The organism is Polaromonas sp. P1_F4 (assembly GCF_056405675.1).
This window is the reverse complement of record NZ_JBFUBP010000001.1, coordinates 839,625-863,624: the sequence shown is the minus strand read 5'-3', so window position 1 is coordinate 863,624 and position 24,000 is coordinate 839,625. Positions and strand designations below refer to the sequence as shown.

24 protein-coding genes and 1 pseudogene are annotated in these 24,000 nt (G+C 61.6%); 7 read left to right on the top strand and 18 right to left on the bottom strand.

Annotated elements, in window-relative coordinates; translation table 11 throughout:
- Positions 1-37 precede the first annotated feature (37 nt).
- Entirely contained in the window at positions 38-1,453 is a 1,416-nt protein-coding gene (locus AC1DYQ_RS04050) for a FecR family protein (protein ID WP_477685675.1), read from the top strand.
- 67 nt (positions 1,454-1,520) lie between these two features.
- The gene (locus AC1DYQ_RS04045) at positions 1,521-2,840 is read left to right on the top strand and encodes a FecR family protein (RefSeq protein WP_477685674.1); all 1,320 of its coding nucleotides are present in this window, start codon (positions 1,521-1,523) and stop codon (positions 2,838-2,840) included.
- A 20-nt stretch (positions 2,841-2,860) separates the two neighbouring features.
- Here the strand turns inward: AC1DYQ_RS04045 and AC1DYQ_RS04040 are convergent, their stop codons facing one another.
- Positions 2,861-3,877, bottom strand: coding sequence for a glycosyltransferase (locus tag AC1DYQ_RS04040; protein ID WP_477685673.1), 1,017 nt, complete (start codon positions 3,875-3,877; stop codon positions 2,861-2,863).
- Between the two features lie 86 nt (positions 3,878-3,963).
- Here AC1DYQ_RS04040 and AC1DYQ_RS04035 point away from each other — a divergent pair, with 86 nt between their 5' ends.
- Positions 3,964-6,120 carry an O-linked N-acetylglucosamine transferase family protein gene (locus tag AC1DYQ_RS04035; RefSeq protein ID WP_477685672.1) on the top strand — a complete coding sequence of 719 codons (2,157 nt, stop codon included), beginning with the start codon at positions 3,964-3,966 and terminating at the stop codon, positions 6,118-6,120.
- A 106-nt stretch (positions 6,121-6,226) separates the two neighbouring features.
- On the opposite strand, the gene AC1DYQ_RS04030 is transcribed toward AC1DYQ_RS04035, so the two are convergent.
- From AC1DYQ_RS04030 to AC1DYQ_RS04020, 3 genes are all read right to left on the bottom strand, one after another.
- Positions 6,227-7,255 carry an XdhC family protein gene (locus tag AC1DYQ_RS04030; protein WP_477685671.1) on the bottom strand — a complete coding sequence of 343 codons (1,029 nt, stop codon included), beginning with the start codon at positions 7,253-7,255 and terminating at the stop codon, positions 6,227-6,229.
- Between the two features lie 62 nt (positions 7,256-7,317).
- Positions 7,318-9,468 (bottom strand): xanthine dehydrogenase family protein molybdopterin-binding subunit, encoded by a 2,151-nt coding sequence (locus AC1DYQ_RS04025; RefSeq protein WP_477685670.1) that lies wholly within the window; start codon positions 9,466-9,468, stop codon positions 7,318-7,320.
- Between the two features lie 11 nt (positions 9,469-9,479).
- Positions 9,480-9,944, bottom strand: a complete 465-nt coding sequence (locus tag AC1DYQ_RS04020) for a (2Fe-2S)-binding protein (RefSeq protein WP_457280640.1) — start codon at positions 9,942-9,944, stop codon at positions 9,480-9,482.
- An 88-nt stretch (positions 9,945-10,032) separates the two neighbouring features.
- Here AC1DYQ_RS04020 and AC1DYQ_RS04015 point away from each other — a divergent pair, with 88 nt between their 5' ends.
- The 4 genes from AC1DYQ_RS04015 to AC1DYQ_RS04000 all read left to right on the top strand — a co-directional run bounded on the left by AC1DYQ_RS04015 (position 10,033) and on the right by AC1DYQ_RS04000 (position 12,295).
- Positions 10,033-10,707 carry a hypothetical protein gene (locus tag AC1DYQ_RS04015; protein WP_477685669.1) on the top strand — a complete coding sequence of 225 codons (675 nt, stop codon included), beginning with the start codon at positions 10,033-10,035 and terminating at the stop codon, positions 10,705-10,707.
- Entirely contained in the window at positions 10,700-11,089 is a 390-nt protein-coding gene (locus AC1DYQ_RS04010; protein ID WP_477685668.1) for a hypothetical protein, read from the top strand. Before AC1DYQ_RS04015 ends, AC1DYQ_RS04010 begins: the two co-directional genes overlap by 8 nt.
- Positions 11,090-11,433: 344 nt before the next feature.
- Entirely contained in the window at positions 11,434-11,835 is a 402-nt protein-coding gene (locus AC1DYQ_RS04005; protein ID WP_477685667.1) for a hypothetical protein, read from the top strand.
- A gap of 52 nt (positions 11,836-11,887) precedes the next feature.
- The gene (locus tag AC1DYQ_RS04000) at positions 11,888-12,295 is read left to right on the top strand and encodes a hypothetical protein (protein WP_477685666.1); all 408 of its coding nucleotides are present in this window, start codon (positions 11,888-11,890) and stop codon (positions 12,293-12,295) included.
- A gap of 58 nt (positions 12,296-12,353) precedes the next feature.
- Here AC1DYQ_RS04000 and AC1DYQ_RS03995 read toward each other — a convergent pair.
- The 14 genes and pseudogenes from AC1DYQ_RS03995 to AC1DYQ_RS03930 all read right to left on the bottom strand — a co-directional run.
- Positions 12,354-14,270, bottom strand: a pseudogene (locus AC1DYQ_RS03995) (propionate--CoA ligase); the annotation flags it as partial.
- A gap of 30 nt (positions 14,271-14,300) precedes the next feature.
- Entirely contained in the window at positions 14,301-15,278 is a 978-nt protein-coding gene (gene acuI / locus AC1DYQ_RS03990; protein WP_477685665.1) for an acrylyl-CoA reductase (NADPH), read from the bottom strand.
- 391 nt (positions 15,279-15,669) lie between these two features.
- Complete coding sequence (locus AC1DYQ_RS03985; protein ID WP_477685664.1) at positions 15,670-16,092, bottom strand: SgcJ/EcaC family oxidoreductase; 423 nt, start codon at positions 16,090-16,092, stop codon at positions 15,670-15,672.
- 156 nt (positions 16,093-16,248) lie between these two features.
- Complete coding sequence (locus tag AC1DYQ_RS03980) at positions 16,249-16,515, bottom strand: hypothetical protein (RefSeq protein ID WP_477685663.1); 267 nt, start codon at positions 16,513-16,515, stop codon at positions 16,249-16,251.
- 115 nt (positions 16,516-16,630) lie between these two features.
- Complete coding sequence (gene arr / locus AC1DYQ_RS03975) at positions 16,631-17,026, bottom strand: NAD(+)--rifampin ADP-ribosyltransferase (RefSeq protein WP_477685662.1); 396 nt, start codon at positions 17,024-17,026, stop codon at positions 16,631-16,633.
- An 88-nt stretch (positions 17,027-17,114) separates the two neighbouring features.
- Positions 17,115-17,627: a DinB family protein gene (locus tag AC1DYQ_RS03970; protein ID WP_477685661.1), complete on the bottom strand. Its 513-nt coding sequence runs from the start codon at positions 17,625-17,627 to the stop codon at positions 17,115-17,117.
- A 31-nt stretch (positions 17,628-17,658) separates the two neighbouring features.
- Positions 17,659-18,021 (bottom strand): energy transducer TonB, encoded by a 363-nt coding sequence (locus tag AC1DYQ_RS03965; RefSeq protein ID WP_477685660.1) that lies wholly within the window; start codon positions 18,019-18,021, stop codon positions 17,659-17,661.
- A gap of 62 nt (positions 18,022-18,083) precedes the next feature.
- Positions 18,084-18,455, bottom strand: coding sequence for a hypothetical protein (locus tag AC1DYQ_RS03960; protein ID WP_477685659.1), 372 nt, complete (start codon positions 18,453-18,455; stop codon positions 18,084-18,086).
- Between the two features lie 177 nt (positions 18,456-18,632).
- Positions 18,633-19,436, bottom strand: coding sequence for a hypothetical protein (locus tag AC1DYQ_RS03955; RefSeq protein ID WP_477685658.1), 804 nt, complete (start codon positions 19,434-19,436; stop codon positions 18,633-18,635).
- 69 nt (positions 19,437-19,505) lie between these two features.
- Complete coding sequence (locus AC1DYQ_RS03950) at positions 19,506-20,129, bottom strand: isochorismatase family protein (RefSeq protein WP_477685657.1); 624 nt, start codon at positions 20,127-20,129, stop codon at positions 19,506-19,508.
- A 41-nt stretch (positions 20,130-20,170) separates the two neighbouring features.
- On the bottom strand, positions 20,171-20,794 hold the full coding sequence (locus tag AC1DYQ_RS03945) for a TetR/AcrR family transcriptional regulator (RefSeq protein ID WP_477685656.1): 624 nt from the start codon (positions 20,792-20,794) through the stop codon (positions 20,171-20,173).
- A 263-nt stretch (positions 20,795-21,057) separates the two neighbouring features.
- Positions 21,058-22,065, bottom strand: coding sequence for a Bug family tripartite tricarboxylate transporter substrate binding protein (locus AC1DYQ_RS03940; protein ID WP_477685655.1), 1,008 nt, complete (start codon positions 22,063-22,065; stop codon positions 21,058-21,060).
- Between the two features lie 74 nt (positions 22,066-22,139).
- Entirely contained in the window at positions 22,140-22,511 is a 372-nt protein-coding gene (locus AC1DYQ_RS03935; RefSeq protein WP_477685654.1) for an AtuA-related protein, read from the bottom strand.
- Complete coding sequence (locus AC1DYQ_RS03930; protein ID WP_477685862.1) at positions 22,508-23,926, bottom strand: acyclic terpene utilization AtuA family protein; 1,419 nt, start codon at positions 23,924-23,926, stop codon at positions 22,508-22,510. Before AC1DYQ_RS03930 ends, AC1DYQ_RS03935 begins: the two co-directional genes overlap by 4 nt.
- Between the last annotated feature and the right edge of the window lie 74 nt (positions 23,927-24,000).

Genomic DNA, 24,000 nt, shown 5'->3' with positions numbered 1-24,000 from the left:
CTGCCGTGCCGACTGAACACGCCCCGCCAGACACCCCATGAAAACCATCCGGGAACGCTCTCTCAAACACGCCGCCCTGTCGGTCGTGATTGCGGCGGCCTTCCCCGTGCAATCGTTCGCCGCCGACTCGGCCGGCGTGGCCCAGTTCATCGCCGGCGACGTCAACGTGCTGCGCGCGAATGGCAAAACCGAGGCACTGGCCAAGGGTAAACGGCTTGAAAGCGGCGAATCCATACTGACGAGTGCCGCGGGCCGCGCCCAGGTCCGGTTTTCGGATGGCGGCCTGGTGTCACTGCAGCCCAATACCGAGTTCAAAATCGCCAACTATGTCAACGAGGCTGACCCCAAGCAGGACCGTTTCCTGGTCGACCTGTTGCGCGGCAGCATGCGGGCCATCACCGGCCTGATCGGCAAGCGCAACCGCGAGAACTACAAAGTCACGACCACCACGGCCACCATAGGCATACGCGGTTCCGGCTTCAGCGTGGGCTACAACCCGGACGGATCACTGGGCATCACGACGGAACTGGACGCCATCGAGGTCTGCAACGCCGGTGGCTGCGTCGGCCTGACGGCCGGCGAGTCGGTGCGGGTCATTAATAGCTCCGAGGCGCCAGTTCGCACCAATACGCGGGCCAACGTGCCGACACCGCCGCCCGTCCAGGAAGTGGTCGTTGCGGGCAACCAGACCACGTCCGATGGCAAGCCCGCCATTGTCCCCACCACACCCGTCAAACAGGTGTTCACCGACCTGGCCGCCGCGATTGCGTTCACCGACAGCGCGGCCAACCCGGTGGTCGAAAGCTACTACCCCGAGGCCGGCACCGCTGTGCTGACCAGCTTCCTCAGCGGCAAACCCATCGACTTCGACAGTGTTGACAGCCGCAACGTCCGGACCCAGTTCCGCAGCACGCCCGGCCTCGCCACGATGGAAAAAGGCGCGCTGGGTGCGCCGTCCGATCCCGACTTCGTCGGCTGGGGCAGCTGGGTGACGGGGCAAAAGTTCGTGGGGGGCTCGCCCAGCGCGATTGAATCCGTTCACTTTGTAATGGGCCGGCCGACGCCGACGGCCCAGATGCCGGCCGACAATATGCAGGGCACTTACCAGTTCGCCGGTGGCACTGCGTTCTCCAGCCTGCTGGGCGCGGGTCAGCTTGTCAGCGGTTCGCTGGTCGCCAATTTTGGCGTCGGACAAGGCTATGGCAGCGTGGACCTCACCACGCGCTTTGGCGGAAATGACTATGGCGTCAGCAGCAGCATCGACATCAACAACGCCAAGATCACGAACTCCTCAGGAGCGAATGTCACTGGCTTCTTCACCGGCAACGAGGCCAGCCGCGCCGCATTGGTTTATAGCGCCTCGTCGGTTACCGGCGCGGGCCCCAATGCGGGCCAGGTTTCCGGTGCGGCCGTTTTCCAGCAGACCACCCTGGTCCTGAGACCACCCCAGTGACCAAGGCCACCCCTTTTAACGCCGCGCGCCGCCCAGTCCGCATTAATTGAATACTCGGAGAACCACCATGACCCCGCACATCAAGCTCCAACACACCGCCCTGGTTATTGCGCTGGCCGCCATTTACCCACTGCAGGCCCTGGCAGCGCCTTCCGCGGGCGTGGCCCAGTTCACCACCGGCGAAGTCAGTTTGCGGCGCACGGACGGCAAGACCGACGCGCTGGTCAAAGGCAAGGACATCGAAAGTGGCCAGGCCATCATCACCGGCCTCGATGGCCGCGCCCAGGTGAAGTTCTCCGATGGCGGTGTCGTTTCGCTGCAGCCGGGAACGGAGTTCAAGGTCGCCAACTATGTGGACAAGGCCGACCCGAAGGAAGACCGCTTCCTGGTCGACCTGCTGCGCGGCAGCATGCGGGCCATCACCGGCTTGATCGGCAAACGCAACCGTGAAAACTACCGTGTCACCACCACGACGGCCACCATTGGTATCCGCGGCTCTGGCTTTAATGCAGGGTACAACCCGGACGGCTCGCTGAGCGTGACAACCGAGCTGGATGCGATTGAGGTCTGCAATGCGGGGGGATGTGTCGGGCTGACGGCAGGTGAGTCTGTCCGGGTGGTCAACAACGCAGACACGCCGAAACGAACGAATGTACGCCCGCCCATACCCACGCCCGAACCTCCAATAGAGCCCATCCTCATCAATAAAGCGGTTGTGACCGATGTCAAGCCAGTCAACACAGGCACGTTCACAAATTTCAAGTCAACCGCAACCTACCACTCGCAGGGCAATTTTGGCCCCTCTACCATTTCGCCTGTTGCCACGGGCACTTCCGCAACCATTGACACCGGCAAACTGACCGCGCTCAGCGCCAATGGCAAGGATTTCACCCCCACCATCAACGCCTTTGCAGGCTCGGCGGGCTCTACCGACGCGGGCGACTTCATCGGCTGGGGCTCGTGGACCACCGGCACACGCAACCCAAGTACCACGAACATCAACGATCTCCACTACATCGTCGGCCAGCCTACCCTCGTCATGCCCACAGCGGGCACCCTCAGCTACAACCTGATCGGCCAGACGCCAGTCACGGGCTACGACACATCCCTACAGGCGGCCGTAGCCTCCGGAACCCTGACATCCGCAACGTTCAGCGTCAACTTCGGCACGGCCAAGCTGAGCATGGGCGTGGTCACGACACTTGGCGGTTTTGCGGCATCCAACATCAGTGTTGCAGGCGGGCAGTTCAGCTACTCCAACGGTGGACCGGTTTTCACCGTGGACGGTTTCTTCACCGGGGTGAATGCAAGCCGTGCCGGCATGGTTTACACCGGCACCAACGGAAACATTCGCTATTCAGGCGCAGCAGCATTTGCCGCGCCCTGATGGGGGCGGCCGGTCACCGTTCACTTGAGATAGAACGCCAGGTCGCGCTCCGTTGCCTCGGGGCCGTGCATCTGGCTGGCCCGCTGCTGCGCTGCCATACCCAGCTGAAGCCTTAAATCCACCGAATCATTGAGCGACATCAGGGCGTCGAAAGCCTGCTCCTGCGAGCGGATCAAAAACCCCGAGACGCCCTGCTCGATGACTTCGGCATAGCCACCGTTCACGTGGGCCACTACCGGCAAACCGGCCCCCATGGCCTCCAGCACCACCCGTCCGTATGCCTCGAAAAAGTTACCGGTGCGGTAGAACATCGCATCGAGCGAGCGGTAAAAATCCGGCACGGACTCTGCCCCTGCAGGCAACAATTCAACACCTTCGGTTCCGGCCAGACCCGGTGCCAGGCAGGTTCCTCCCATGATGCGGACCCGTATGCCGCGGCTGGCCAGCATGCGGTAAAGCGAAAGGTCCTGCGGGTTGTGCTTTTCCAGCAGATCACGGCTGGCACGCCCGACCGTGAAAGGCCGCGGTTGGGCTCCACCATGCGGCCATCGGGCAAAGCGTTCAACGGCAACCTCTGCAAAAGGCGTGAGGTCGAGCAGGCTGGGAATGACCCGCGCGGTCAATGCCGCGGTGCGGCGCAACCAGTCGGACACAGAAACGATTTCCGGGTCAAGGCCGGTGTATTCCCGCACGCCTTCGACAATGGCAAACAGCTGCCCCTGGTGGGAAATGTTGTGCAGAAGCACGATGCGCTGGAATCGCGTGTATTTCAGCCAGACGCCCGGTTGCAGGTGCACGCCGCCTATCAGCAGCGTGCCCTCCCTGGGAAACTGGTGCGCAAATGGCTGCACGGCGGTAATGCCTTCCGCGGCGTACCCTCGATGCACCGGCACATCGGACCACAGCTTGACCGCGCGCCTGCCGGCCAGAAGCCGCGCGAGGTCCAGCAGTTCCCGCTCCGCGCCCGTGTACAACTCGCCGAACCGGCCTAGCAGGTGCAGCGCGCCGGGGTCGGTGGAAGTCAGGCCTTGGGTCATTAGCCGCGATTATCTCCGCGCCCGCCTGAATCCCCGAACCCACCGTGCCACATAATTCCTGCATGCACGACGGCGACACAGTTGCGATGGATAAAACCCCCCGCCCCGGTATCGGTGAGGCGGATCACGAGGCCTGGATGTCGCAAGGCAGCCAGCTAGACAGCACCGGCCAGCCCGAACTGGCGCTTGCGGCTTTTGAAAAGGCGCACGCCCTCTCGCCGACGGATGTCAATTCGGCATCCGCCTGCGCCACCCTGCTCAGCGTGCTGGATCGTCCGCAGGCGGCCTACCGCACGCTGCTGGGCGTTGAGGCCTCGCTGCTGCAGGACGCCGACGGCGCCGCCAACCTCGCAATAGCAGCAGAGGGTTGCGGCGATCTTGAAAAGGCCCAGGCGGCCTATGCACGGGCCCTGGAACTCAACCCCGACCACCTGCGTTCCCTGAACAACGTCGCCATCCTGGCGGCCGGCTCATCGCAGTGGGACCTGGCCATTCACCTGGCCCGCAAGTGCCTTGATCTTCAGCCCGGCCACCCGCCTTACCACGCCAACCTCGCAGAATACCTCTCAGGCGCGCGGCGCTACGCCGAGGCCGTGGAAGCCACCAGGCTTGCCCTGGTGCAGTTTCCTGAACATGCCGAGCTGAAGCTTCGGCACATCGCGCTCCTGGCTTTCACCGGTGAGCTTGAAAAGACCGACGCCGCCCTGAAAGACCTCGATGGCAACACCCGCAAGCTGCTGGGTGAGTTCCTGCTGAAACTGGAAACGGCAGAAGGCGGCGCGCTGGAGGGCACCATCCAGGGCAAGGCCGCCGACCACGTGGCGGACGACGCGCTGCAAATCCACACCCGGCAAGCCTTCCGCAATATCGCCATCGGCGATTGGCGGCATCACCACGGCCTCGCGGATATCCTGCAGAAAGCCCTGGCCGAATCCCTTGCCGCCCAAAAGCCCCGCGACTGGGGCGACGCGCCTTTCCACGGTTTGGCACTCGCCATGGATGAAGACGCACTGCAGCAGATGTGCCGGCAAACCCTGGATGCCGTAAAAAGCCGGCTCAAACCCTGCCCGCCGTTCAAGCCCGATTCGCGCACACGCCGCCTGCAGAGCGACAGCCGCATCCACGTCGGCCTCGCCGTGCAAAGCCTGGCCGACCCCCGGCACATGCGGGCGCTCGAGCAGCAACTCGCGCTGCACGACAGTGGCCGCTTTGCCATGCATGTCTACGCCTTCACAGGACGGCCGCAGCCGGAGCACCTGGAGGTTTTGCGCCGCCATGCGGCCAGTGTGAATGAACTGGGGCACATGACCGACCTCGAAGCGGTGGGGCGCATCCGGCTGGACAGGCTTGATATTTACATTGAACAGGCCTTGAACCCGGCCTGGACGCGGCAGGAAATCGCCTTGATGCGCGTCGCGCCCGTGCAGCTGCGCGAGCCCGGCCTTTACAGCCATCATGTACCGGGCGCATGGGACTACACCCTTTCCGACCACTTCATCCATCCGCAGGTGGAAGATCGGGCCGGCCCCATCATCCGCCTGCCGCAAACTTGCTGGCCGGGAAGCTTTGGCATGGATGCCGAGCCCACAACCCCTTCCCGCGAAAAAGCCGGGTTGCCCGCGGACGCCCTGGTGCTGTGTTCATGCCTGTTGCCGCCCCTGCTGGATGCAGCCACCTTCGCCAGCTGGATGAAAATCCTGCGGTCGCTGCCCGACGCGGCGCTGTGGCTGCCTTTTTGCAGCCGGGCCGCCGCCAACCTCGTGCGCGAAGCACAGGCTGCGGGCGTGGGCGCACAGCGGCTGATCTTTTCAGCCCTTGCCGCCTGGCCCGAGATACCCGCCCACCTGGGCTGTGCCGACCTTTTCCTGGACACGTTGCGCCTCAATGCCGCGCCCGGACTGGAAGAAGCCCTGCGCCAGGGCGTTCCCGCACTCACCTGCCCCGGCAGCAGCATGGCCGCACGCATGGGCGCAAGCATTCTGCACACTGCCGGCCTGCCTGAATGCATTCTGAAAAGCCCGCAGGCTTATGTTGCGGAGGCCGTCCGCCTGGGCCGTAACCCCAAGGCCTTGCAGCAGCTTCGAGGCAAGCTGCATGCCGCACGACAAACGGCACCCTTGTTCGACATGACTGCGCGCGTAAGGGATCGGGAGGCGGCATGGACCCAAATGGTGGAGCGCTCACACACTGGTTTGCCGCCAGCAGCTTTCGATGTGAACCCTGCTTCCTCCGCCAAGGCTTGATCGCTGCTATCAATAAAATAGCTGCTTGCGCCCGTCCTTATTGGGCTAGAGCCCGATTTAACGCCTGAAAATTCTGCTTTAACGCGCCGAACTCACGGTGCAAGAGTCACGGCGTGACGGCACAGACTTCACCTGTAGGCGGCAAACCAAGCTGGCTCTTGGCGGCCGCGACATTGGCCGCCTGGCCAGACACCACGCCGTTCTTCACCGCTGTCAGTTCGGCCAGGATGGAAATCGCAATCTCGGGCGGCGTCTTGCTGCCGATGTAGATACCGATCGGGCCGTGCAGCTTGCCTAGCTCTTCGGCCGTCATGTCGAAGTGCTCGGCCAGCCTTTCACGGCGGCGCTGGTTGTTCAGCCGGGAGCCGATGGCGCCGACGTAGAACGCCTCCGAGCGCAAAGCCTCCATCAGCGCCAGGTCGTCCAGCTTGGGGTCGTGCGTCAACGCAATCACCGCGCAGCGCGCGTCCAGCTTCATTTCCTGCACCACGTCGTCGGGCATGCCGGTGGCCAGCTCCACGCCTTCTACCTGCCAGCTGTCACGGTATTCCTCGCGCGGGTCGCACACCGTCACGGCGTAGTCCATGCCCTGCGCAATCTGCGCCACAAAACGCGACAACTGCCCAGCACCGATGATCAGCAGTCGCCAGCGCGGGCCGTGCAAGGTCACCAGCGCGGCTTCAGACACCTGCATGCCCTGGCTGGGCTGGGCGGTGCTGAGCGTGACGGCGCCCGTGTGCAGATCAAGTCGGCGCGCCACCAGCTCACCGGCCTGCAGGCGCTGCAGCAGCTCGTCGATGCGGCTTTCCTTTGTCAAAGGCTCAATGGCCAGCTCAATGGTGCCGCCGCAAGGCAGGCCAAAGCGGCGCGCTTCGTCGGCTGAAACGCCATAAGTGACGATGGCCGGCCTGGTCTGGCTGAGGCCTTCGCGGCGGGCCCGGTCAATCATGTCGTCTTCAATACAGCCACCCGACACCGAACCCACGACGCGGCCGTCTTCACAGATGGCCAGCATGGAGCCTTCGGGCCGCGGGCTGGAACCCCAGGTCTTGAGCACAGTCACCAGTTCGCAGCGCAGGCCCGCGGCCAGCCACTGCGATGAGGTCTTCAGAACTTCGAGGTCGATGTTATCCATGCATCAAATGCTAGCAGCCCGCCGTTATTTCCGCCTCGGCCTGGCCACAAAGCCCTGCGGCCTCAGGCCTTGGCCAGGTTGTCATTCAGCGGCAACGTACGCACGCGTTTGCCAGTGGCAGCAAACACCGCGTTGGCCACCGCCGGCGCTACCAGCGCCGTGGCCGGCTCACCAATGCCGCCGGGCTTTTCGGTACTGGGCACCAAGGTGATGTCCATCACCGGCGATTCATGCATGCGCAGCACCGGGTAGTCGCCAAAGTTGGTCTGCTGCACCCGGCCCTTGTCCAGCGTGATCTGGTTGTTCAGCGCAGCCGACAGGCCAAACACCACACTCGACTGGATTTGCGCCTGCACCGTGTCGGGGTTGACCATGCGTCCCAGGTCGGCCACCACCGTCACCTTGTGCACCGTGATCTGGTTGTCCTTCACCGACACCTCGGCCACCTGTGCCATGTAGGTGTCGTAGCCTTCCATCAGCGCGATGCCGCGGCTGCGGCCTGCCGGCGGCGGTGTGCCCCAGCCGGCCTTGTCGGCCGCCATCTTCAGCACATTGGCAAAGCGCGGCTGCTTTTCCAGCAGAGACATCCGGTAGGCATACGGGTCTTTGCCGGCCGCCAGCGCCATTTCGTCCACAAAGCTTTCATTGGCAAAGGCATTGAGCGCATGGCTCACCGAGCGCCAGTAGCCCACACGCAGCCCGCTGTCGTGGATCACCAGGTCGTACTGCGTGTTCGGGATGTCGTAAGGCACCACGCCGGCTTCGGCCATGAAAGGGTCCAGCGTGTCCTTGGGCAGGCCAAAGGCGCGCTGCGTGATGGACTGCGAGGTCACCTTGAAGTTGAACGCCACGGGCTTTCCGTCGGCCCCCAGCCCGGCCGAGAGCTGGTTCACCGCCATGGGCCGGTAGAAGTCGTGCGTGGTGTCGTCCTCGCGGCTCCACAGCAGCTTGACGGGCTTGCCCACGGCCTTGGAGATTTGCGCCGCCTGCACGATGAAGTCCAGCTCCAGCCGCCGGCCAAAGCCGCCGCCCAGAAAGGTCGTCTTCAGCGTGATGTCTTCAGGCTTGATGCCCAGCGCCGCGGCCACACTGCCCTCCGCGCCCTGCTGGAACTGCGTGGGGCCGATCAGCAGAATCTTGCCGTTCTTGTAATCCGCTGTGAAGTTCATCGGCTCCAGCGTGGCATGCGCCAGCAGCGGCGACACGTACTCGGCCTTCACCGTCTTGGCCGCGCCCTTCATGGCGCCCGCCGTATCACCCTTGGGCGCAATGATGGGTATCACCTTGCCGCTGTCCGCCGCCTTGCGTATGCCGTCCAGCATGCTCGCGTTGCTGATGGCCGCGACCGGGCCTTCGTCCCACTGCACCGTCAGCGCCTGCCGCGCCTTGTAGGCATGCCAGTAGCTGTCAGCTACCACGGCCACGCCGTCGGGAATCTGCACCACGTCGATCACGCCCGGCATGGCCTTGGCCTTGGCGGCGTCAAAGCTCAAGACCTTGCCGCCAATCACCGGGCATTGCTGCAGGCTGGCGTAGACCATGCCGGGCAGCTTCACGTCGATGCCGAATTCGGCCGTGCCGTTGACCTTCATCGGCGTATCCAGCCGCTTGGTGGGCTTGCCGATGACGGTGAAGTCTTTCGGGTCTTTCAGCGCCACATTCTCCGGCACCGGCAGCTTCGATGCCGCCTCGGCCAGCGAACCATAAGTCGCCTTCTTGCCATTGGGGCCAATCACCATGCCGTTCTCGGCCTTGAGCGTCGAGGCATCGACATTCCATTTGGCAGCTGCCGCCGACACCAGCATGGTGCGCACCTGCGCGCCGGCGATGCGCAGCTTCTCCCAGCCGTCGCGCACCGAAGTCGAGCCGCCGGTGATCTGCGCGCCCAGCAGCGCATTGGTGTAGACCTTGCCCGGAGGCGCAATTGCGACCTTGATCTTGCGCAAATCGACATTGAGTTCTTCAGCAATCAGCATGGGCATGGAGGTGTACACGCCCTGCCCCATCTCGGAGCGGGCCGACAACAAGGTGATGGTGTTGTCGTCGGCAATGTGCACCCATGCATTGGGGGTGTAGAGGGTGCCCGCCGCCTGGGTTGCCAGCGGCAGGCCCAGCGTGACGCCCATCATCAACCCGCCCGTGACGGCTGATGAGGCTTTGAGAAAGGTACGGCGATCAGGGCGATCGAGGGAGACCAGTGTATTGGCAGTCATGATCGTTCTCCTCAGGCTTTACGCAGGGTGGAAGCAGCATCCTTGATCGCCGCCTTGATGCGCGGATAAGTGCCGCAGCGGCAGATGTTGCCGCTCATCGCCGCGTCAATGTCCGCGTCGCTCGGGTTCTTGTTGCTCGTGAGCAAGGCCGCTGCGCTCATCAGCTGGCCCGACTGACAGTAGCCGCACTGCGGCACGTCATGCTTGATCCACGCCACCTGCAGCGGGTGTGTGTTGTTGCGGGAAAGGCTCTCAATCGTGGCCACCTTCTGGCCCGCGGCAGCAGACAGCGGTGTCTGACACGACCGCACCGGCTTGCCGTTGAGGTGCACGGTGCATGCGCCGCATAGCGCAGCGCCGCAGCCAAACTTGGTGCCGGTCATGCCCAGCTCATCGCGTATCACCCACAAGAGGGGTGTGTCGGGTTCTGCATTGACGGAAACGGCCTTGCCGTTCACGTTGAGTTTTGTTGTCATGTGGGGTCCCCTTTTGTTGAATCGCTGTCATCACAGGATCGGGCAGGCCCCCAAAAGTCAGCTACTACCCGAAGGCCTTGCGGGACTCATGCTACGACTGCGCCTTGAGGGGTATCCGGGTAGAAACCCTTGGCTGAAACAAAGTCTCAACACTTTTTCTCAAGATGAGACATTGCCGGGGGCGGCTCATAAAATGGCGGATTCCGATGCGCGCACTTTCGTTTCCATCTGCGGCAACAGACCTCACACCCACTTCAAAAGAATGCAAAAAGAACCGTTATTTCGCAAAGAGAACAGGACGGCCCGTGGCATGCGTCACTCGGGGGGTGGGGGTGAGTTTCGCCACAAGAGAAATACCAAAAAAGAAGTGCAATCTGAGGCGACGCGCACCTCCATGAATGGCAAACGGCAACGCGGCCTTGACTACACACCGCTTTTCATGTTTCTTCTGTCAAAAGTCAGTACCGACTGGAACTCCGTGTATGGCGAAGCGGTCAACCGGTTAGACAAACCCGAGCCGATTTTCTGGCTCGTAGCCCTTCATGAACACGAGAAGAAGGACCTTGTTCGCGTGGGTGAAGCCAGCTACTTCAGCGGCTTGTACGTGAACGAACAAGGGCTTCTGGTGGTAGTCAATCCCAATCTCGGGCCTGAAAGGATGGCTCCACTTTGCCGGTGTTGCACCTATACCTTCAACGGTACACCGTTTGGCAGGCCTGCGACAGAAGCATCCATCTCCAGCGGCAACCCACTCAGTGAGTAACAAACTCTTCCTTCTTCGGGATTTCATCCAGGACCTCCTGCTGGAAGCAGGCCGAGCGATCGGCTTTTCCAACACCATCGAGATCGTTGAGCAAAACCGGATTCAGCTCATTTTGAGAGGCAATCGCCGTGAAATCGTAGTGAACAACAGCCATGGCACAGTGATGTCTGGCTCCCGATTGCTGGCGCACATACAGGCCATTGAGTCGATAGATATCAAGCACATCGAGGAAAGCAGAAACAGGCGAGAGTCATGGACGGTACGCCTGAACCTCGATACGCACACATCGGTCATGATAGGAAACACCAGAGATCAGGTAGATGCCGCCATCGCTGCAGCCAACCTCAGCACGGTGACCGGCAAAAAGGTGCGATCCCTTTAAGTTTTACCCCGCCACCCGATCCCGAATCTGCTGCAACGCAGCCGGATCGTCCATTGTTGGCTGCGGATTAACTTGAAATCAAACAAGTGTCGAAAAGTCTCCTTAAGCCGAGACCCTGGCACAAGCGTCAACACTCAGCCCTCCGAGGCATTTTCGTTCGCCCGACCCTCTAGAATCAGCAACGCTACGCTAGCCGCTACAGCTCGATTCACCTGAACTTGAAGGCCAAGATGATCCGACGTGCACTGTCAGGGATACTTTTGCTTGCGAGTGTCTGCGCCTGGGCCAATCCCCCCGCAGCTACGGCCACACCGCAGCCAAAAAAAATACAGTTGCAAGACCCCATGCCAGGGCAAGCGCTGCTGTATCTGGTGAGAATTTCCGGAGATATGGAGACAGTGACCGTGCTGGTGGATGGCGTCAAAGTGGCCACCATGCCACCGAATAGCTATACAGCCATCGGCGTCGCGCCCGGTGCCCGGCGGCTCACCGCCGCCACCCCCGCAGGTCAGGAGCGCATTACCGAGATCAGCGTGCAGGCAGACGAACGGCGTTTTTTCTATCTACTCGCGACGTTTTCACAGCCAAGTGGTGGCTTTGGTCAGTTTTTTGGTTTAGTCGGTGCTCTTATCCAGGAGGCCGCTAACCGCCCCACCGCTACCAACGGGAATCGCGTCTGGACAGAATCCCTGGAGCCAGAAGCAAAAGGCATGATGGAAGGTATGGCGCTTGCCTTACCGGACTAGCAACGCCCTTCACGTCTCTGCCAAAGTTAAAACTGCGAATTACCAATCCCTTATGCGATCTCTGTTTTGGCGTATTTCTTTTATCAGCCTGCTGCTTCTTTGCGCAAAATTCGCGCCTGCGGCTGGCTTGGGAGTCAACGACATAAGCCAGCTGGACGGCATTCAGGTAGATGACAAATCCGGCACCATTACGCTGCTTCTGGTCATTGACCGGCCACTGGAAGACGGCCTGACCAAACCACGCGCCATCCGCAAACTCAATGCCTATTCGGAATGGGTGCATAGCGCAGAGCTCGGCAAAGTTTTTCCTCACGCAAGAGCCGATCTGGGGATTCGCATACTTATCACGCATCCCAGGGCGCGCTCGGCCCTGGGCGAAGCTGTGCTATCGCAACTGGCCGGGCGCTGCAAAGACCTTCACTTCGAAGCGATATTCAGCCTGCGGGATACGAAATTGTGAAGCGCCCGCATAAGCGTATCCGATGATTTTGTGACGCACGGTCCTACGTGGGGGCGACCTACCCAGCCACCCGATCCCGAATCTGCTGCAGCGCCGCCGGGTCATCCATCGTTGTCAAATCCCCAGGGTCCCTGCCCTCGCACACGGCCTGAATCGCGCGGCGCAGCATCTTGCCGCTGCGGGTCTTGGGAAGCGCCGACAMAAAGTGCACGCGCGATGGGCGGGCCACCGCACCCAGATCGCCATCCACGCGTTTCATGATCTCGCCTTCCAGCTTCATGCCCGCCACCTTGTCGGCCAGCACACTCGAGTCCTTGGGCACGGCAAAGGCCATGGCGACCTGGCCTTTGAGCTGATCGGCCACGCCGATCACCGCCACCTCGGCGACACCGGCATGGCCTGAAATGCTTTCTTCAATCTCGCGTGTGCCCAGGCGGTGGCCGGCGACGTTGATCACGTCGTCGGTGCGGCCCAAGATGAAGTAGTAACCTTCTTCGTCGCGTATGCCCCAGTCAAAGGTCGAATAAACCATCTTGCCGGGCACGCTCTTCCAGTAGGTGTTGACGAAGCGCGCGTCATCCTTCCAGATGGTTTGCATGAAGCCGGGCGGCGTCGGGCCTTCAATAACGACCACGCCTTTTTCGTTGGGTTTTGTCAGCTCTTCGCCGGTGGACTCGTGCAGGATTTTCACCTTGTAGCCGTACATAGGCACGCCGGGGCTGCCGAACTTGCTGGCCTTCTTTTCGACGCCGTTGGCAATCGTGATGATGGGCCAGCCCGATTCGGTCTGCCAGTAGTTGTCGATGATGGGCACGTTCAGGCCTTCGCTGATCCAGCGGGCTGTCGGCTCATCGAGCGGTTCGCCGGCCAGGAAGAAGGCGCGCAGGCTGGAGAGGTCGTGTTTTTTCAGCAGGGCCGGGTCCTGCTTTTTGAGTACGCGTACCGCGGTGGGCGCGCTGAACATGCCGGTCACTTTGTACTTCTCTACCAGGCTCCACCAGATAGCGCCGTTGGGTTGCTTGTCCATGCCCTGCGTGGGCAGGCCTTCATACATGATGGTGGCCATGCCGGCAATCAGCGGGCCGTAGACGATGTAGCTGTGGCCCACGACCCAGCCGATGTCGCTGGTCGAGAAATAGGTTTCGCCGGCGCGGCCGTCAAAGATGTGCTTCATGCTGGCGGCCAGCGCCACGGCATAACCGCCGGTGTCGCGCTGCACGCCCTTGGGCTTGCCGGTGGTTCCGCTGGTGTAGATGGTGTAGCTGATGGCGGCGGAGTCCAGCCACACGCAGTGCACCAGCGCGTGCATGTACTTGGCGCGCAGGGTTTCCCAATGCAAATCGCGCCCGGGCACGATGGGCATGGGTGCCAGGCCGCGGTCTACCAGCAGCACGGCTTCGGGCTGGTGTTTCGACAGGCGGATGGCTTCATCGAGCAAGGGCTTGTACGCCACTACCTTGCCGCCGCGCGAGCCGGCGTCGGCGCTGATGATGACGCGCGGCGTGGCGTCGTCAATGCGTGAAGCCAGTGAGCCACTGGCAAAGCCGCCAAACACCACGCAGTGAATGGCGCCTATGCGCGCGCAGGCCAGCATGGCAAAGGCGGCCTCGGCAATCATGGGCATGTAGATGAGCACGCGGTCACCCTTGACCACACCCATGGCCAGCAGGCTGGCGGCCATGCGCTGCACTTCGGCGTGCAGCTCGGTGAAGGTGTAGGTTTTTTCAACGCCGGTTTCGCTGGAGACATAGATCAGCGCGGGCTGGTCTGGCCGGTCTTTCAGGTGCCGGTCTACCGCGTTATGGCACAGGTTGGTTTGCCCGCCCTCAAACCACTGGGCAAACGGCGGATTGTCGTCGTTGCAGACGCGGGTGAAGGGCTTGTGCCAGTCGATCAGTTGGGCCTGCTCGGTCCAGAAGGCCTCGGGCTGGTCTATGGACTGGCGGTAGAAGTCTGCGTAGCTCGTCATGTCTCGTCTCCGTTCTTGTTTTCTCGGTCGCTTTGTTTATATCTTGACGACAATGCGGCCGCGCACCTTGCCCGACATCAAGTCGGCGGCTTTTTCTGCCGCTTTCGCCATCGGAATCTCTTCCACCATGGCCTCGAGCCTGGCAGTGTCCAGGTCTTTTGCCAACCGGTCCCAGGCCTGCTGGCGCTTGGCAAGAGGCGCCATCACGCTGTCGATGCCCGCCAGGGTCACGCTGCGCAAGATAAACGGCATCACCGTCGCGGGGAAATCCGCGCCCTGCGCGAGCCCGCAGGCCGTGACCACGCCGCCGTAGCGCGTTTGCGCGCAGGCGTTGGCCAGCGTGTGCGAGCCCACCGCGTCCACCACGCCCGCCCAGCGTTCCTTTTGCAGCGGCTTGCCGGGCGCAGACAGCTCGGCCCGGTCAATGATGCTGCGGGCACCCAGCTGCTTCAAATAAGCTTCCTCGCTGGCCTTGCCGGTGGCGGCCACCACGGTGTAGCCCAGCTTGGCCAACAGCGCGACAGCCACGCTGCCCACGCCACCGGTCGCGCCCGTCACCAGCACCTCGCCGTCGCCGGGCTTCACGCCATGCTGCTCCAGCGCCAGCACGCTCAGCATGGCGGTGTAGCCCGCGGTGCCAATCGCCATGGCCTGGCGGGTGGTGAAGGCTGCCGGCAACTTCACCAGCCAGTCGCCCTGCAGGCGCGCCCGCTCGGCCATCAGGCCCCAGCGCGTTTCACCCAGGCCCCAGCCGTTGTGCACAAAGCGGTCGCCGGCTTTCCAGCCAGCGTGGCTCGATTCCAGCACCGTGCCCGCGCCGTCAATGCCCGCCACCATGGGCCAGCTGCGCACCACCGGCCCCTTGTTGGTAATGGCCAGACCGTCCTTGTAGTTGAGGGTGGAGTACTCGACCTGCGCCAGCACGTCGCCCGCCGGAAGCTGGGCCTCGTCGGTGTCGGTGACGGCCGCTGAAAAGCCGGCGTCGGACCTGGTGAGCAGAAGTGACTTGAACACGGCGTTGTCTCCGGATGGGTTGTTGTCTCAAGGCCAGAAACGCTGGAAAACCCGCGAAACTGAATTCTTAATTATGGATAACGGGCTTTCAGGAGGCTGACGATGCCCTTGGTACACCGGAATTTGCTATTGTTTTAATAGCTTCTTGCGCCCGCCCCTATTGGCCAACAGCTACTTTTTGCACCTGAATAATGTGTATTTTGCCTCCCCGGGAGTTGTTTTAGGCGCTTTTGGACTGCTTTTGGGCCTCAGGGGAACGCCTGAAGGCCGATTTTGCCGTCTTTTCAGAACGAAATTAGCCCGCAAGCCAATAAGGGCCTGCGCGAGCAGCTACTCTTTTAATAGCACAGGACTCGACCGACAGACGACGCACTGTCAAGTCAAGCCCGCGCTAGCCGCGCAATATCGCCTCACCGGTCCGCGGGTTCACAAGGGTCACGTTTTCGAGCGCCCGAATGCGCCAGATGTCGCTCTGCCTCGTCAGCACCGCGAGGATCAGCGTATCGACCACGTGGGGCCCGGCCGGGTGGCTGGCGCCGGCAGCCAGGCGGCTCCAGAAATGGATGACCGCCGCCCCGTCTGCAATATGGGCGACATCGATGAGCTCGTTCTGCAGCGTGGAGTCGCGATAGATTGTTTCGTGAATGGGAACGTGCAGTGCCACGATCTCTTCAACGCCCCGAACATAGTGTCCGAAGCGATTCACGAACGTTGCGTCCTGATCGAATAGCTCACCGAGAGCCGTCATGTCGTGGCTATTCCAGGCGTCTTGAAATGCACCGGGCGCATCTTCAGGTTTCTTCATCTTGGTCATGGGGTTAGTCCTGCGTCTCTCGGATTGCTACGGCGCCAGGGACAGGCCTAATTGACGACCGCGGAAAGGTGCGACCCCAGGGAGCGAGTTCCCGTGGGCATCCGTGTTAACCAAACTACCAGGCCGCTGGACGCTATGCAGGCGTCCAAAAAAACGCTAGTCATAGAACGACTCTTTGTGCACCTCTGCTTCGGCATAGGTGATGGCTCGCTGAAGCTCGGAGAGTGGAAACACAATGTCTCGATCAGGGAAGTGCAGCACCACCTGCTTTCCCAACCGCTCATCCTCCCGGAAAGTCAGGATTGGACCAGCGGTGTCAACAGCCTCCACCGGTGCTGAAACTTCGACGTGCATGCCGTCCCCCACCGCAGAGAACCGAGAAAGGCGTATCTCGGGAAGGATTTCCGGCTTTTCAGTGTGCATGACTTCAGCAGGTTAACGCTTGAGCTAAGCCGGCCGTAGCGGGTCGGCGCTTGAGCGAGGGGTTAGGCGCCCTATCGGCGCAATTGGATGTTCGCTTCATAGAGGGAGATTTATATCAATTGATGATTTTGCCCATGCCATTCTCTATGCGGTCTCTCAGTTGTTGAATGAACTGCGAGTCATACAGTTCCCAGCTTTCAAGTTCGCCAATCACTTTTACAGGCAGCTTGCTTCGATAGGACCGCGTCGGGTTGCCTGGAAACTTCTTGTCTGTGACGTTGGGATCGTTCTCATATTCCCCCGTCGGTTCAACGATATAGACCCGCGGCCTGCCGCTGCCCTTGGCTATTTCTGCGGCAAGCCCGGCGCCTTTGGGAAGGGCTGTGAAATAGATGTGGTTCATCACAACGCTATCGTCGTAATTCGATTTAAAGCCTGGCGTCAGCAGATCGCCTGTCTGCAATTCGGCTTTGGTGCCGTGAAAAAAAGGGCCGGTATCCAAAGTTGCCATGAGCTGTGAAATAAAAACGGGTCGATGCGGAAGGCGGGTTGAACGAGGGGTTAGGAGTCACTGCATGCGTTGCCGTGCGCCCGCCTCGTTACCCCTTGGGTTCGAGTCGACGCTCCGGTTCATGCCTGTGCAAAAACTTTGTCAGGGAGTCTGGCGGAGAGTCGGTGCCCAAGTCTTCAAGCATCTGACCAATGCTCCCGCGGTGATAGCCGCTGTGTGTAATGACGTGGAGCAGCATCTCTTCACAAGACATCTCGCCTTTGTCACCATCAGTGAAAGTGAAATTCACCCGATGTTTCAAACGCTCGGCGCTGACGCCGCGTACGAACTGCAGGTACCAGTCGTCTGTGGACCTCACGATCTCCCGCAACTCCGGCAAGCCCGGCGTGGGTTCAGAGTGCGTTGCCTTGAAGCGCTGCGTGGCGGCGCCGGTCAGATGGCCCTGAAAAATACGGTCCACAACGTTGGCGTGATCAAGCGTGTGAAGCATGGCGCGAAACTCACCGGAATGCTGCTGCGCAGCAAACTTTTCGAGGACAGCGTGGAGCTCGGTGTTCGCCCAGGCCTTGTACTCGAACAATGAAACGAGAATGGTGTTCATGGCAAGTGAGGTTCCTTTTAAGTTTGGCCAGCTACTCAAGAGCGTACTTGATCGGAAGTTCCACCCAGGAGTCCACGGCACGGCCCGACTTTGTTCTGGCAGGGTTGAACTTGAACTTTTTCACGCCTTCGATTGCGGCCGCATCCAGCATGGCAAAACCCGAGCTCTGACGGAGCCGCACCTCGCCGGCGTTGCCGTTCGCCAAAACTTCCACTCGCAACCTGACAACGCCCTCCTCCATAAGACGCCTGGCACGTGCTGGATACGCAAGCCTTGGCGAATCGGCCTGGCTGGCAGGCCGCACAATTTCATCCGGGCCGGTGACACAAGCTGTCAGCGCCATCGACAGAGGGAAAAGGAAGCAGATACAGAAAACGCGAAACAGGTATTTCATGGGGTACCGGTATGGATTGCAACTGGACAAAATTCGAACGCCAGCCAGGCGGTCAAAAAGCCTCACTGATAAAGCCAGCTTAGAACCTGGCTGAAAAATACCATGGGAATCCTGCAAGCAAGACTGTTATGAAGCCCGAACCAATTGCACGCAAACCAGCCAAACGGCATGAGTAGCATCAGCAAGATTAAACCGTCCGTCAAATAGGCGGAAGGCCGTCTCTTTCGGATCTGGATGATGAGATCAATCAGGAACGCGCCGAGCATCACGAAGGTCATGAAGCCCAGAAGAATGGCGATTCCCAGGCCAGTATCTCCGTGGTGTTCTTGTGTGCGCGCGTACTCGAACGCACTTCGTGCATACAGGTACACAAGGAATAACGGCACGATAAACGCCAGGAGCCGAGCGGCTACCGGCAGTACGTAATTTCTCATTGGAGGTCTAAAGCCTGAACGCAGGCGCACCATGAAGCGACTTCGGCATAAATGAATCGTTAAGCCTAGCTACCGGCCAGGTCTGCTTTGACAAAGAGATCATGATCATCCGGGATGCAGCTTGCAATTCATTTGATGGGTGGTGGTTCCCATCTTTCTCACTTGATTCGGATCGGCTCAGTTTCGCAGCAGCTTGCAGTCGGCGGCGCTGGTGAGTGAAGGGCCCGCGACCAGATAGAAGAGCGGCAACGGGCTGACTTTCTTTACGTTGCCAGACAGGAAACCGCAGCCGAGAAAGGCCTCTGGATTCGAGAACTTGTACCGGATACCCCAGCCCGTCACGAAGTACACAATCTCCTCCTGGCCAGGGATTGAGACTATATTGTCGAGCAACTCTCCCACACCCTGTGGAGCCCCTTCGCCTTCGCGTGTCGCTACCGCGAAGCTCAAGCGACGCGCCGTTCGGCACGCAGTCGCGTCCGGCAGCGCGATACCGTTATTCATCGCCTCCAACTCCTTGGACGATATCTTCTGCACGTCGCTCCAGAGGAACCCACACCCGAGGAAAGCATCGGCGTTGGCAATCAGGTGCTTCGTCCCGTCCGGAAGCACGTAGTACACCTCCGGTCTGCCATCAACCATTACCGGCGCGCGATCGGCCGGCGCCTTCTGTATGGGACGCAGCCCGCGCACCATCTCGCAGGTCGGCACATCCGAAAGGGGGTACATGCGGATCCTGAACGCATAGTCGAGCCACTCCTGTGGCACCGTCACCACATCGGTCCACTTGAAGCCGCAGCCGAGGAATGTTTCCGGATTCACGAAAGGATAGATTGGTCCGTCGGCCAGTGCCAGGTAGACCGTGGGACTTCCCTGCACGGTGACGACCTTGTCGTTCTCATGCGCTCGTGCGCCATCTGGAGCGCCAAGACATGCGGCAGCGAATAGGGCAACCGCGCCCAATAGATAAAGCTTCTTCACATGCCCCTCCCATTTTTTTAGTTTTGAGAGACCGCAAGCTGCGGCCACAAGCGTCTTCTATTGCGTCTTCTATTTAACCAACCCCAGCACATCCCTGAACACCTCATGCTCCGCCGTGCGCAGCCACTCAAAGGCCACCATCTCGGTCGTCACCAGTTCGGCACCGTTGCCGGCGAGGCGGTCAAACGCTGCATCGCGGTTGCGCTCGGTGCGTGAGCTGCAGGCATCGGTCACGACCCAGACTTCGAACTCTTCTTCGAGCAAGTCCAGCGCCGTCTGCATCAGGCAGACGTGGGCTTCGCAGCCGGCGATGACGATGGTGCTTCTACCCTCTTCCGGCTCGGGCGCCGGTTTTTGCAGGTGCTTGGGCAGGCTGCGGGCGTTTCCGCCTGTGGGCGCCTTGCGCACCGGCGGGCGCAGCATGTCGCCCAGGCCGTCGGCCACGGCGCTGAAAAACATCTTGTCCATGGTCTTGCCCCCGGCAGCCTGGATGGCCGCCTGTATTTCGGGCACTGTGGCGCCCAGGCTTTCGGGGTTTTCTTCTGTGCCCCACACCGGCACGTCCATCAGCCTGGCCATGCGGGCCAGCCTGACGGCATTGGCCATGACGAGGTTGCCTTCAAAAATGGCGGGCATCAAAAGGGTCTGGTAGTCGACCAGCACAAGTTGGGAGTCGTCGGCGTCAAGCAGCATCGGGGGTCCTGGGGAATTCTGGAGGCGTTCTGGAAAGAAGATCAGGCCGGGCTGCGCTGCAGGCGCTCCACCAGGCCGATCACATAAGCATCGAACAGCAGCGTGGCGTCCTGCCCGAACATGCGGATGCGACCGGTATGTTGGAGAAGCAGCAAGCCCATGCCATGCGCGAACAAAGCCGTATTTTCGCGCAATGCGTCTTCGGCGTTCAAACCCATGGCCCGCAAGGCGGTTTCACAGGGCCGCAAAGCATCGTGAAGGCGGTCATTGAGCTGCTGGTTCAGCTCGGTGCCCAGGCCGCGCGGGCGCATGCCCTGCATGAGGTAAAAACCCAGATCCAGGTCGCGCGGGTTGGCTGCAAAAAACCCAAACCAGGCGCCGGCCTTGGCTTCCAGCACCTCAGCCGGCTCGCCACGTTCCTTACCGGCAGACGCCACCACGCCATTCAGGCGCTCCAGGCACTCGGCCAGCAAGGCGCCGTAAATGGCTTCCTTGTTTTCAAAATAGGAATAGATGGCCCCTGCGGTGTAGCCCGCCTCCTTGGCGATCTCGCGGATGCTGGCGCCGTCGATGCCCAGGCGTTCGAAGACGGATCGGGCGGCGTCCAGCATCAGGGTTCGGCGTAAATCGTTTTGGACCTGCTGGCGATCTATTCGGGTTTGCATCGCCAGAATATAGGCGTGAAAGCCGTCTATCCAGGGTGCGATTTCCGGTGAAAATTAACGCTTGTTCTAAAAATTAAACGTTGTTTAAATTCACTGGATGACGCCAGAAGATCCACCACCATCGCAGCTTCATTCGTCACATGATCGGCCTGGCCTCGCCCGCCGCCTGCCCGGCCAGCCTGATTAGCTACTAATTTGATAGCTGCTCGCGCCCGTTCACAAAGGGCTGGAGACCCATTTAGCTCAAATCCAGCCCCAAGCCCTTATTCAGGCTCGATTCCCGCGGCCTTGATGATCTTTCCCCATTTCAGCGTTTCTGCCGCCTGAAACTTGCGCAGCTCTTCCGGGTTGCTGGTGAAGATTTCGGTGCCGCTGGACTGGTAAAACGGCGCGGCCGAAGGGCTGCGGGCCGCCTTCGCCAGCATGTCGCTGAGCTTGGCCACCACATCGGCGGGCGTGCCGGCCGGCGCATAGGCAGCAAACCAGTAGGTCATTTCATACCCCTTGACGCCAGCTTCGGCGATGGTCGGCACCTCGGGCGCCAGCGGCGAGCGCTGGCGGGTGGAAACACCCAGCGCCTTGAGCTTGCCGCCCTTGACCTGCGGCAGGCCGGTCGCCATGTCGGTGATCATCATGTCGATCTGGCCGCCCAGCAGGTCCGTCACCGCGGGCGGGTTGCTCTTGTACGGAATGTTCAGGATGTAGGTGCCCGTCATCTGCTTGAACTGCTCACCCGCCACGCGGCTGGACGAGCTGCCGCTGCCGAAAGACAGCTTGCCGGGTTTCGATTTGGCCAGCGCAATGAACTCCGCCACGCTGTTGACCGGCAGTGCCGGGTTGACCACCATGATCTGGCCGCCGCGGCCGAGCGCGGTCAGCGGTGCGAAGTCCTTTACCGGGTCGTAAGGCAGTTTCTTGAACAGGTGCTCGTTGGCGGACTGCGTTGTATTGGTGGTGATGAACACGGTGTAGCCGTCGGGCTTCGCCTTGGCAGCTGCCTGGGCGCCGATGAAGCTGTTGGCGCCGGGCTTGTTGTCCACCACCACGCTGACTTTGCTGTCATTGGTCACGGCCTGGCCGATGGCGCGCGCCAGCTGGTCGGTCGCGCTGCCGGCCGCAAACGGCACAACAAAGGTGATCGGCTTTTCAGGAAAGCCCTGCGCCTGAGCCGCCATGGGCACGGCGAGGGGCGCGATGGCCCATAGCGCGGCAATGCCGAGCATGGCGGGGCGGATGCGGTTGTGGATGGATTTTTGAGTGGCGGTTTTCATGTTGTCTCCTGATGTTGTGATGGGGCTATCTGACGTTGTTGATCTCGTCTTGGTGTCCTGGTGAATCGGTTCCGTTAAAAAGCGTGGTCTCCTCCGGCCAGCAGGCCCGCCAGCGCCGCAGGAACCTCGATGGGTAAATCCAGCAGCCAGAATGAAAGCGACTTGCCGTGCGTGTCGAGGTTGAGCGCGTCATTCACGCCGCCGTCGAGCACGTCGTCGAGCACAAAGTTCAGGGCACCCAGCAAAGGCAGCTCAAACCGCTGCACACGGCTGGGCTTGCGGTGGGCAAAGTGGCGCGCCACGGCGGCTTCGCTCAGCTGCTGCAAAAGAACGGGATAAAGCTCAGCGTGCCAGGCAATCACGCTGATGTTGGAACGGTTGCCTTTGTCGCCGGTTCGCCCGTGCGCGGCGCGGTACAGCGGGACCGTGATCATGGCCTGGCTCATGCGGCCTCCCCTGCGGTAGCCAGCGCTGCGGTATCGAGCATCCTGAACGACACCTTCACAGCGTCTCGGGGCACCAGGCAGGGCAGCGTGTTGAGCCTTGGCGTCAAGGCCGTGCGCACGCCGCCGCCGCCAGCCGGGCCGCAGCAATACAGGGCTGTGACTTCCCGCGTCAGCCGCTCGGCCTCAAGGCGGTCAGTGTGTGTGGCGGCCACGCGCAAGCGTACATCGCGCGCGTCGCCGGGCGGCGTTGCGGCCAGCAGGCGGCCGGCGTCGTCGCCCATGACGCTGAGCGCACCTATCAGGTCTACCCGCAGCGCCAGGGCCGGCAGGCGCCGGCGCAGCACATCGGCCGCCAGCCGGGCGCGGGCCTCGGCGCGCGGGCCGGCGTAAGAAATTTCACCTTCGGCCAGCCAGCCGCCCTCATGGCAGAGGTTGACCTTGAGGCTGGGAGGCCGGGCACGGCCGCGCACACCGCTCAGCGCCACGCGGTTGGGGCCGGCTTGTTCAATCTGCGCCGTGGTGATGTCCGCCACCACGTCGGGCGTGAGGTAGGCGGCCGGGTCATGCACTTCATACAACAACTGCTCCTTGACGCTGGCAAGGTTCACCAGCCCGCCGGTGTTGGCGGCCTTGCCGATGATGCAGTTGCCGTCGGCGCTGATTTCGGCAATCGGATAGCCGACGGCGTGCAAATCGGGAACGTCCTTGTAGCCGGGGTCTGCGAAATAGCCGCCGCAAACCTGCGCCCCGCACTCCAGCAGATGGCCGGCCATGGTGGCGCGTGCCAGCCGGTCCCAGTCGTCGGCATGCCAGCCAAAGTGCGACATGGCAGGCCCGACGGCCAGTGACGGATCGGCCACGCGGCCAGCCACCACGATTTGCGCGCCGGCGTCCAGCGCAGCGGCAATCGCTTCAGCGCCAATGTAGGCATTGGCGCTGACCATGCGGATACCGTCCATTGCGCTGCCCAGCTGGGTGCGCAGCAGCTCGCGATGCCGCTCTTCCGAGAGGTCATCACCTTCGACCACCGCAATACGCGGCGCAGGCAAACCCAGCTCCCGGGCCATGGCCTGAATATGCCGCGCCGCGCCCATCGGGTTGGCCGCGCCGAAGTTGCTGACGATGCGGATGTTGTGCTGCAGGCAGCGCGCCAGCACGGGACGCAGCATGTCGTCCAGCAGCGGCTCAAAGCCGGCGCCGGGGTCGGCGCGGCGGCGCAATTGCGCCAGCGCCAGCGTGCGTTCGGCCAGCGTCTCGAAAATCAAAAAAGCCGGCCCGCCCCGCGCGATCAGGGTGTCCACCACCGGACCGGCCGCGTCCACACGGTCACCCGAAAAGCCGGCCGCGCAACCGATCAGCAGGTTGGCGGGCGGCGTGGCGGTACGGGCGGCTGCAGCAGCGGTGGTAGAGGTCATCATGGCCAAGCGGTGGATGCCATGAATTTAAGCCCCCACCTTTTATTTGTAAAATGCAAAATTCCTATCGATTG

Excerpts from the sequence above, each read along its gene's own strand:
- AC1DYQ_RS03940 (WP_477685655.1), bottom strand. The coding sequence starts at position 22,065 with ATGAAAACCGCCACTCAAAAATCCATCCACAACCGCATCCGCCCCGCC.
- AC1DYQ_RS04005 (WP_477685667.1), top strand. The coding sequence starts at position 11,434 with ATGCCAGGGCAAGCGCTGCTGTATCTGGTGAGAATTTCCGGAGATATG.
- AC1DYQ_RS03930 (WP_477685862.1), bottom strand. The coding sequence starts at position 23,926 with ATGACCTCTACCACCGCTGCTGCAGCCGCCCGTACCGCCACGCCGCCC.
- AC1DYQ_RS04045 (WP_477685674.1), top strand. The coding sequence starts at position 1,521 with ATGACCCCGCACATCAAGCTCCAACACACCGCCCTGGTTATTGCGCTG.
- AC1DYQ_RS03935 (WP_477685654.1), bottom strand. The coding sequence starts at position 22,511 with ATGAGCCAGGCCATGATCACGGTCCCGCTGTACCGCGCCGCGCACGGG.
- AC1DYQ_RS03970 (WP_477685661.1), bottom strand. The coding sequence starts at position 17,627 with ATGAACACCATTCTCGTTTCATTGTTCGAGTACAAGGCCTGGGCGAAC.
- AC1DYQ_RS03965 (WP_477685660.1), bottom strand. The coding sequence starts at position 18,021 with ATGAAATACCTGTTTCGCGTTTTCTGTATCTGCTTCCTTTTCCCTCTG.
- AC1DYQ_RS03945 (WP_477685656.1), bottom strand. The coding sequence starts at position 20,794 with ATGCAAACCCGAATAGATCGCCAGCAGGTCCAAAACGATTTACGCCGA.
- AC1DYQ_RS04025 (WP_477685670.1), bottom strand. The coding sequence starts at position 9,468 with ATGACTGCCAATACACTGGTCTCCCTCGATCGCCCTGATCGCCGTACC.
- AC1DYQ_RS04030 (WP_477685671.1), bottom strand. The coding sequence starts at position 7,255 with ATGGATAACATCGACCTCGAAGTTCTGAAGACCTCATCGCAGTGGCTG.
- AC1DYQ_RS03980 (WP_477685663.1), bottom strand. The coding sequence starts at position 16,515 with ATGCACACTGAAAAGCCGGAAATCCTTCCCGAGATACGCCTTTCTCGG.
- AC1DYQ_RS04015 (WP_477685669.1), top strand. The coding sequence starts at position 10,033 with ATGCTACGACTGCGCCTTGAGGGGTATCCGGGTAGAAACCCTTGGCTG.
- arr (WP_477685662.1), bottom strand. The coding sequence starts at position 17,026 with ATGGCAACTTTGGATACCGGCCCTTTTTTTCACGGCACCAAAGCCGAA.
- AC1DYQ_RS04000 (WP_477685666.1), top strand. The coding sequence starts at position 11,888 with ATGCGATCTCTGTTTTGGCGTATTTCTTTTATCAGCCTGCTGCTTCTT.
- AC1DYQ_RS03960 (WP_477685659.1), bottom strand. The coding sequence starts at position 18,455 with ATGAGAAATTACGTACTGCCGGTAGCCGCTCGGCTCCTGGCGTTTATC.
- AC1DYQ_RS03985 (WP_477685664.1), bottom strand. The coding sequence starts at position 16,092 with ATGACCAAGATGAAGAAACCTGAAGATGCGCCCGGTGCATTTCAAGAC.
- AC1DYQ_RS04020 (WP_457280640.1), bottom strand. The coding sequence starts at position 9,944 with ATGACAACAAAACTCAACGTGAACGGCAAGGCCGTTTCCGTCAATGCA.
- AC1DYQ_RS04035 (WP_477685672.1), top strand. The coding sequence starts at position 3,964 with ATGGATAAAACCCCCCGCCCCGGTATCGGTGAGGCGGATCACGAGGCC.
- AC1DYQ_RS04050 (WP_477685675.1), top strand. The coding sequence starts at position 38 with ATGAAAACCATCCGGGAACGCTCTCTCAAACACGCCGCCCTGTCGGTC.
- AC1DYQ_RS04040 (WP_477685673.1), bottom strand. The coding sequence starts at position 3,877 with ATGACCCAAGGCCTGACTTCCACCGACCCCGGCGCGCTGCACCTGCTA.
- AC1DYQ_RS03950 (WP_477685657.1), bottom strand. The coding sequence starts at position 20,129 with ATGCTGCTTGACGCCGACGACTCCCAACTTGTGCTGGTCGACTACCAG.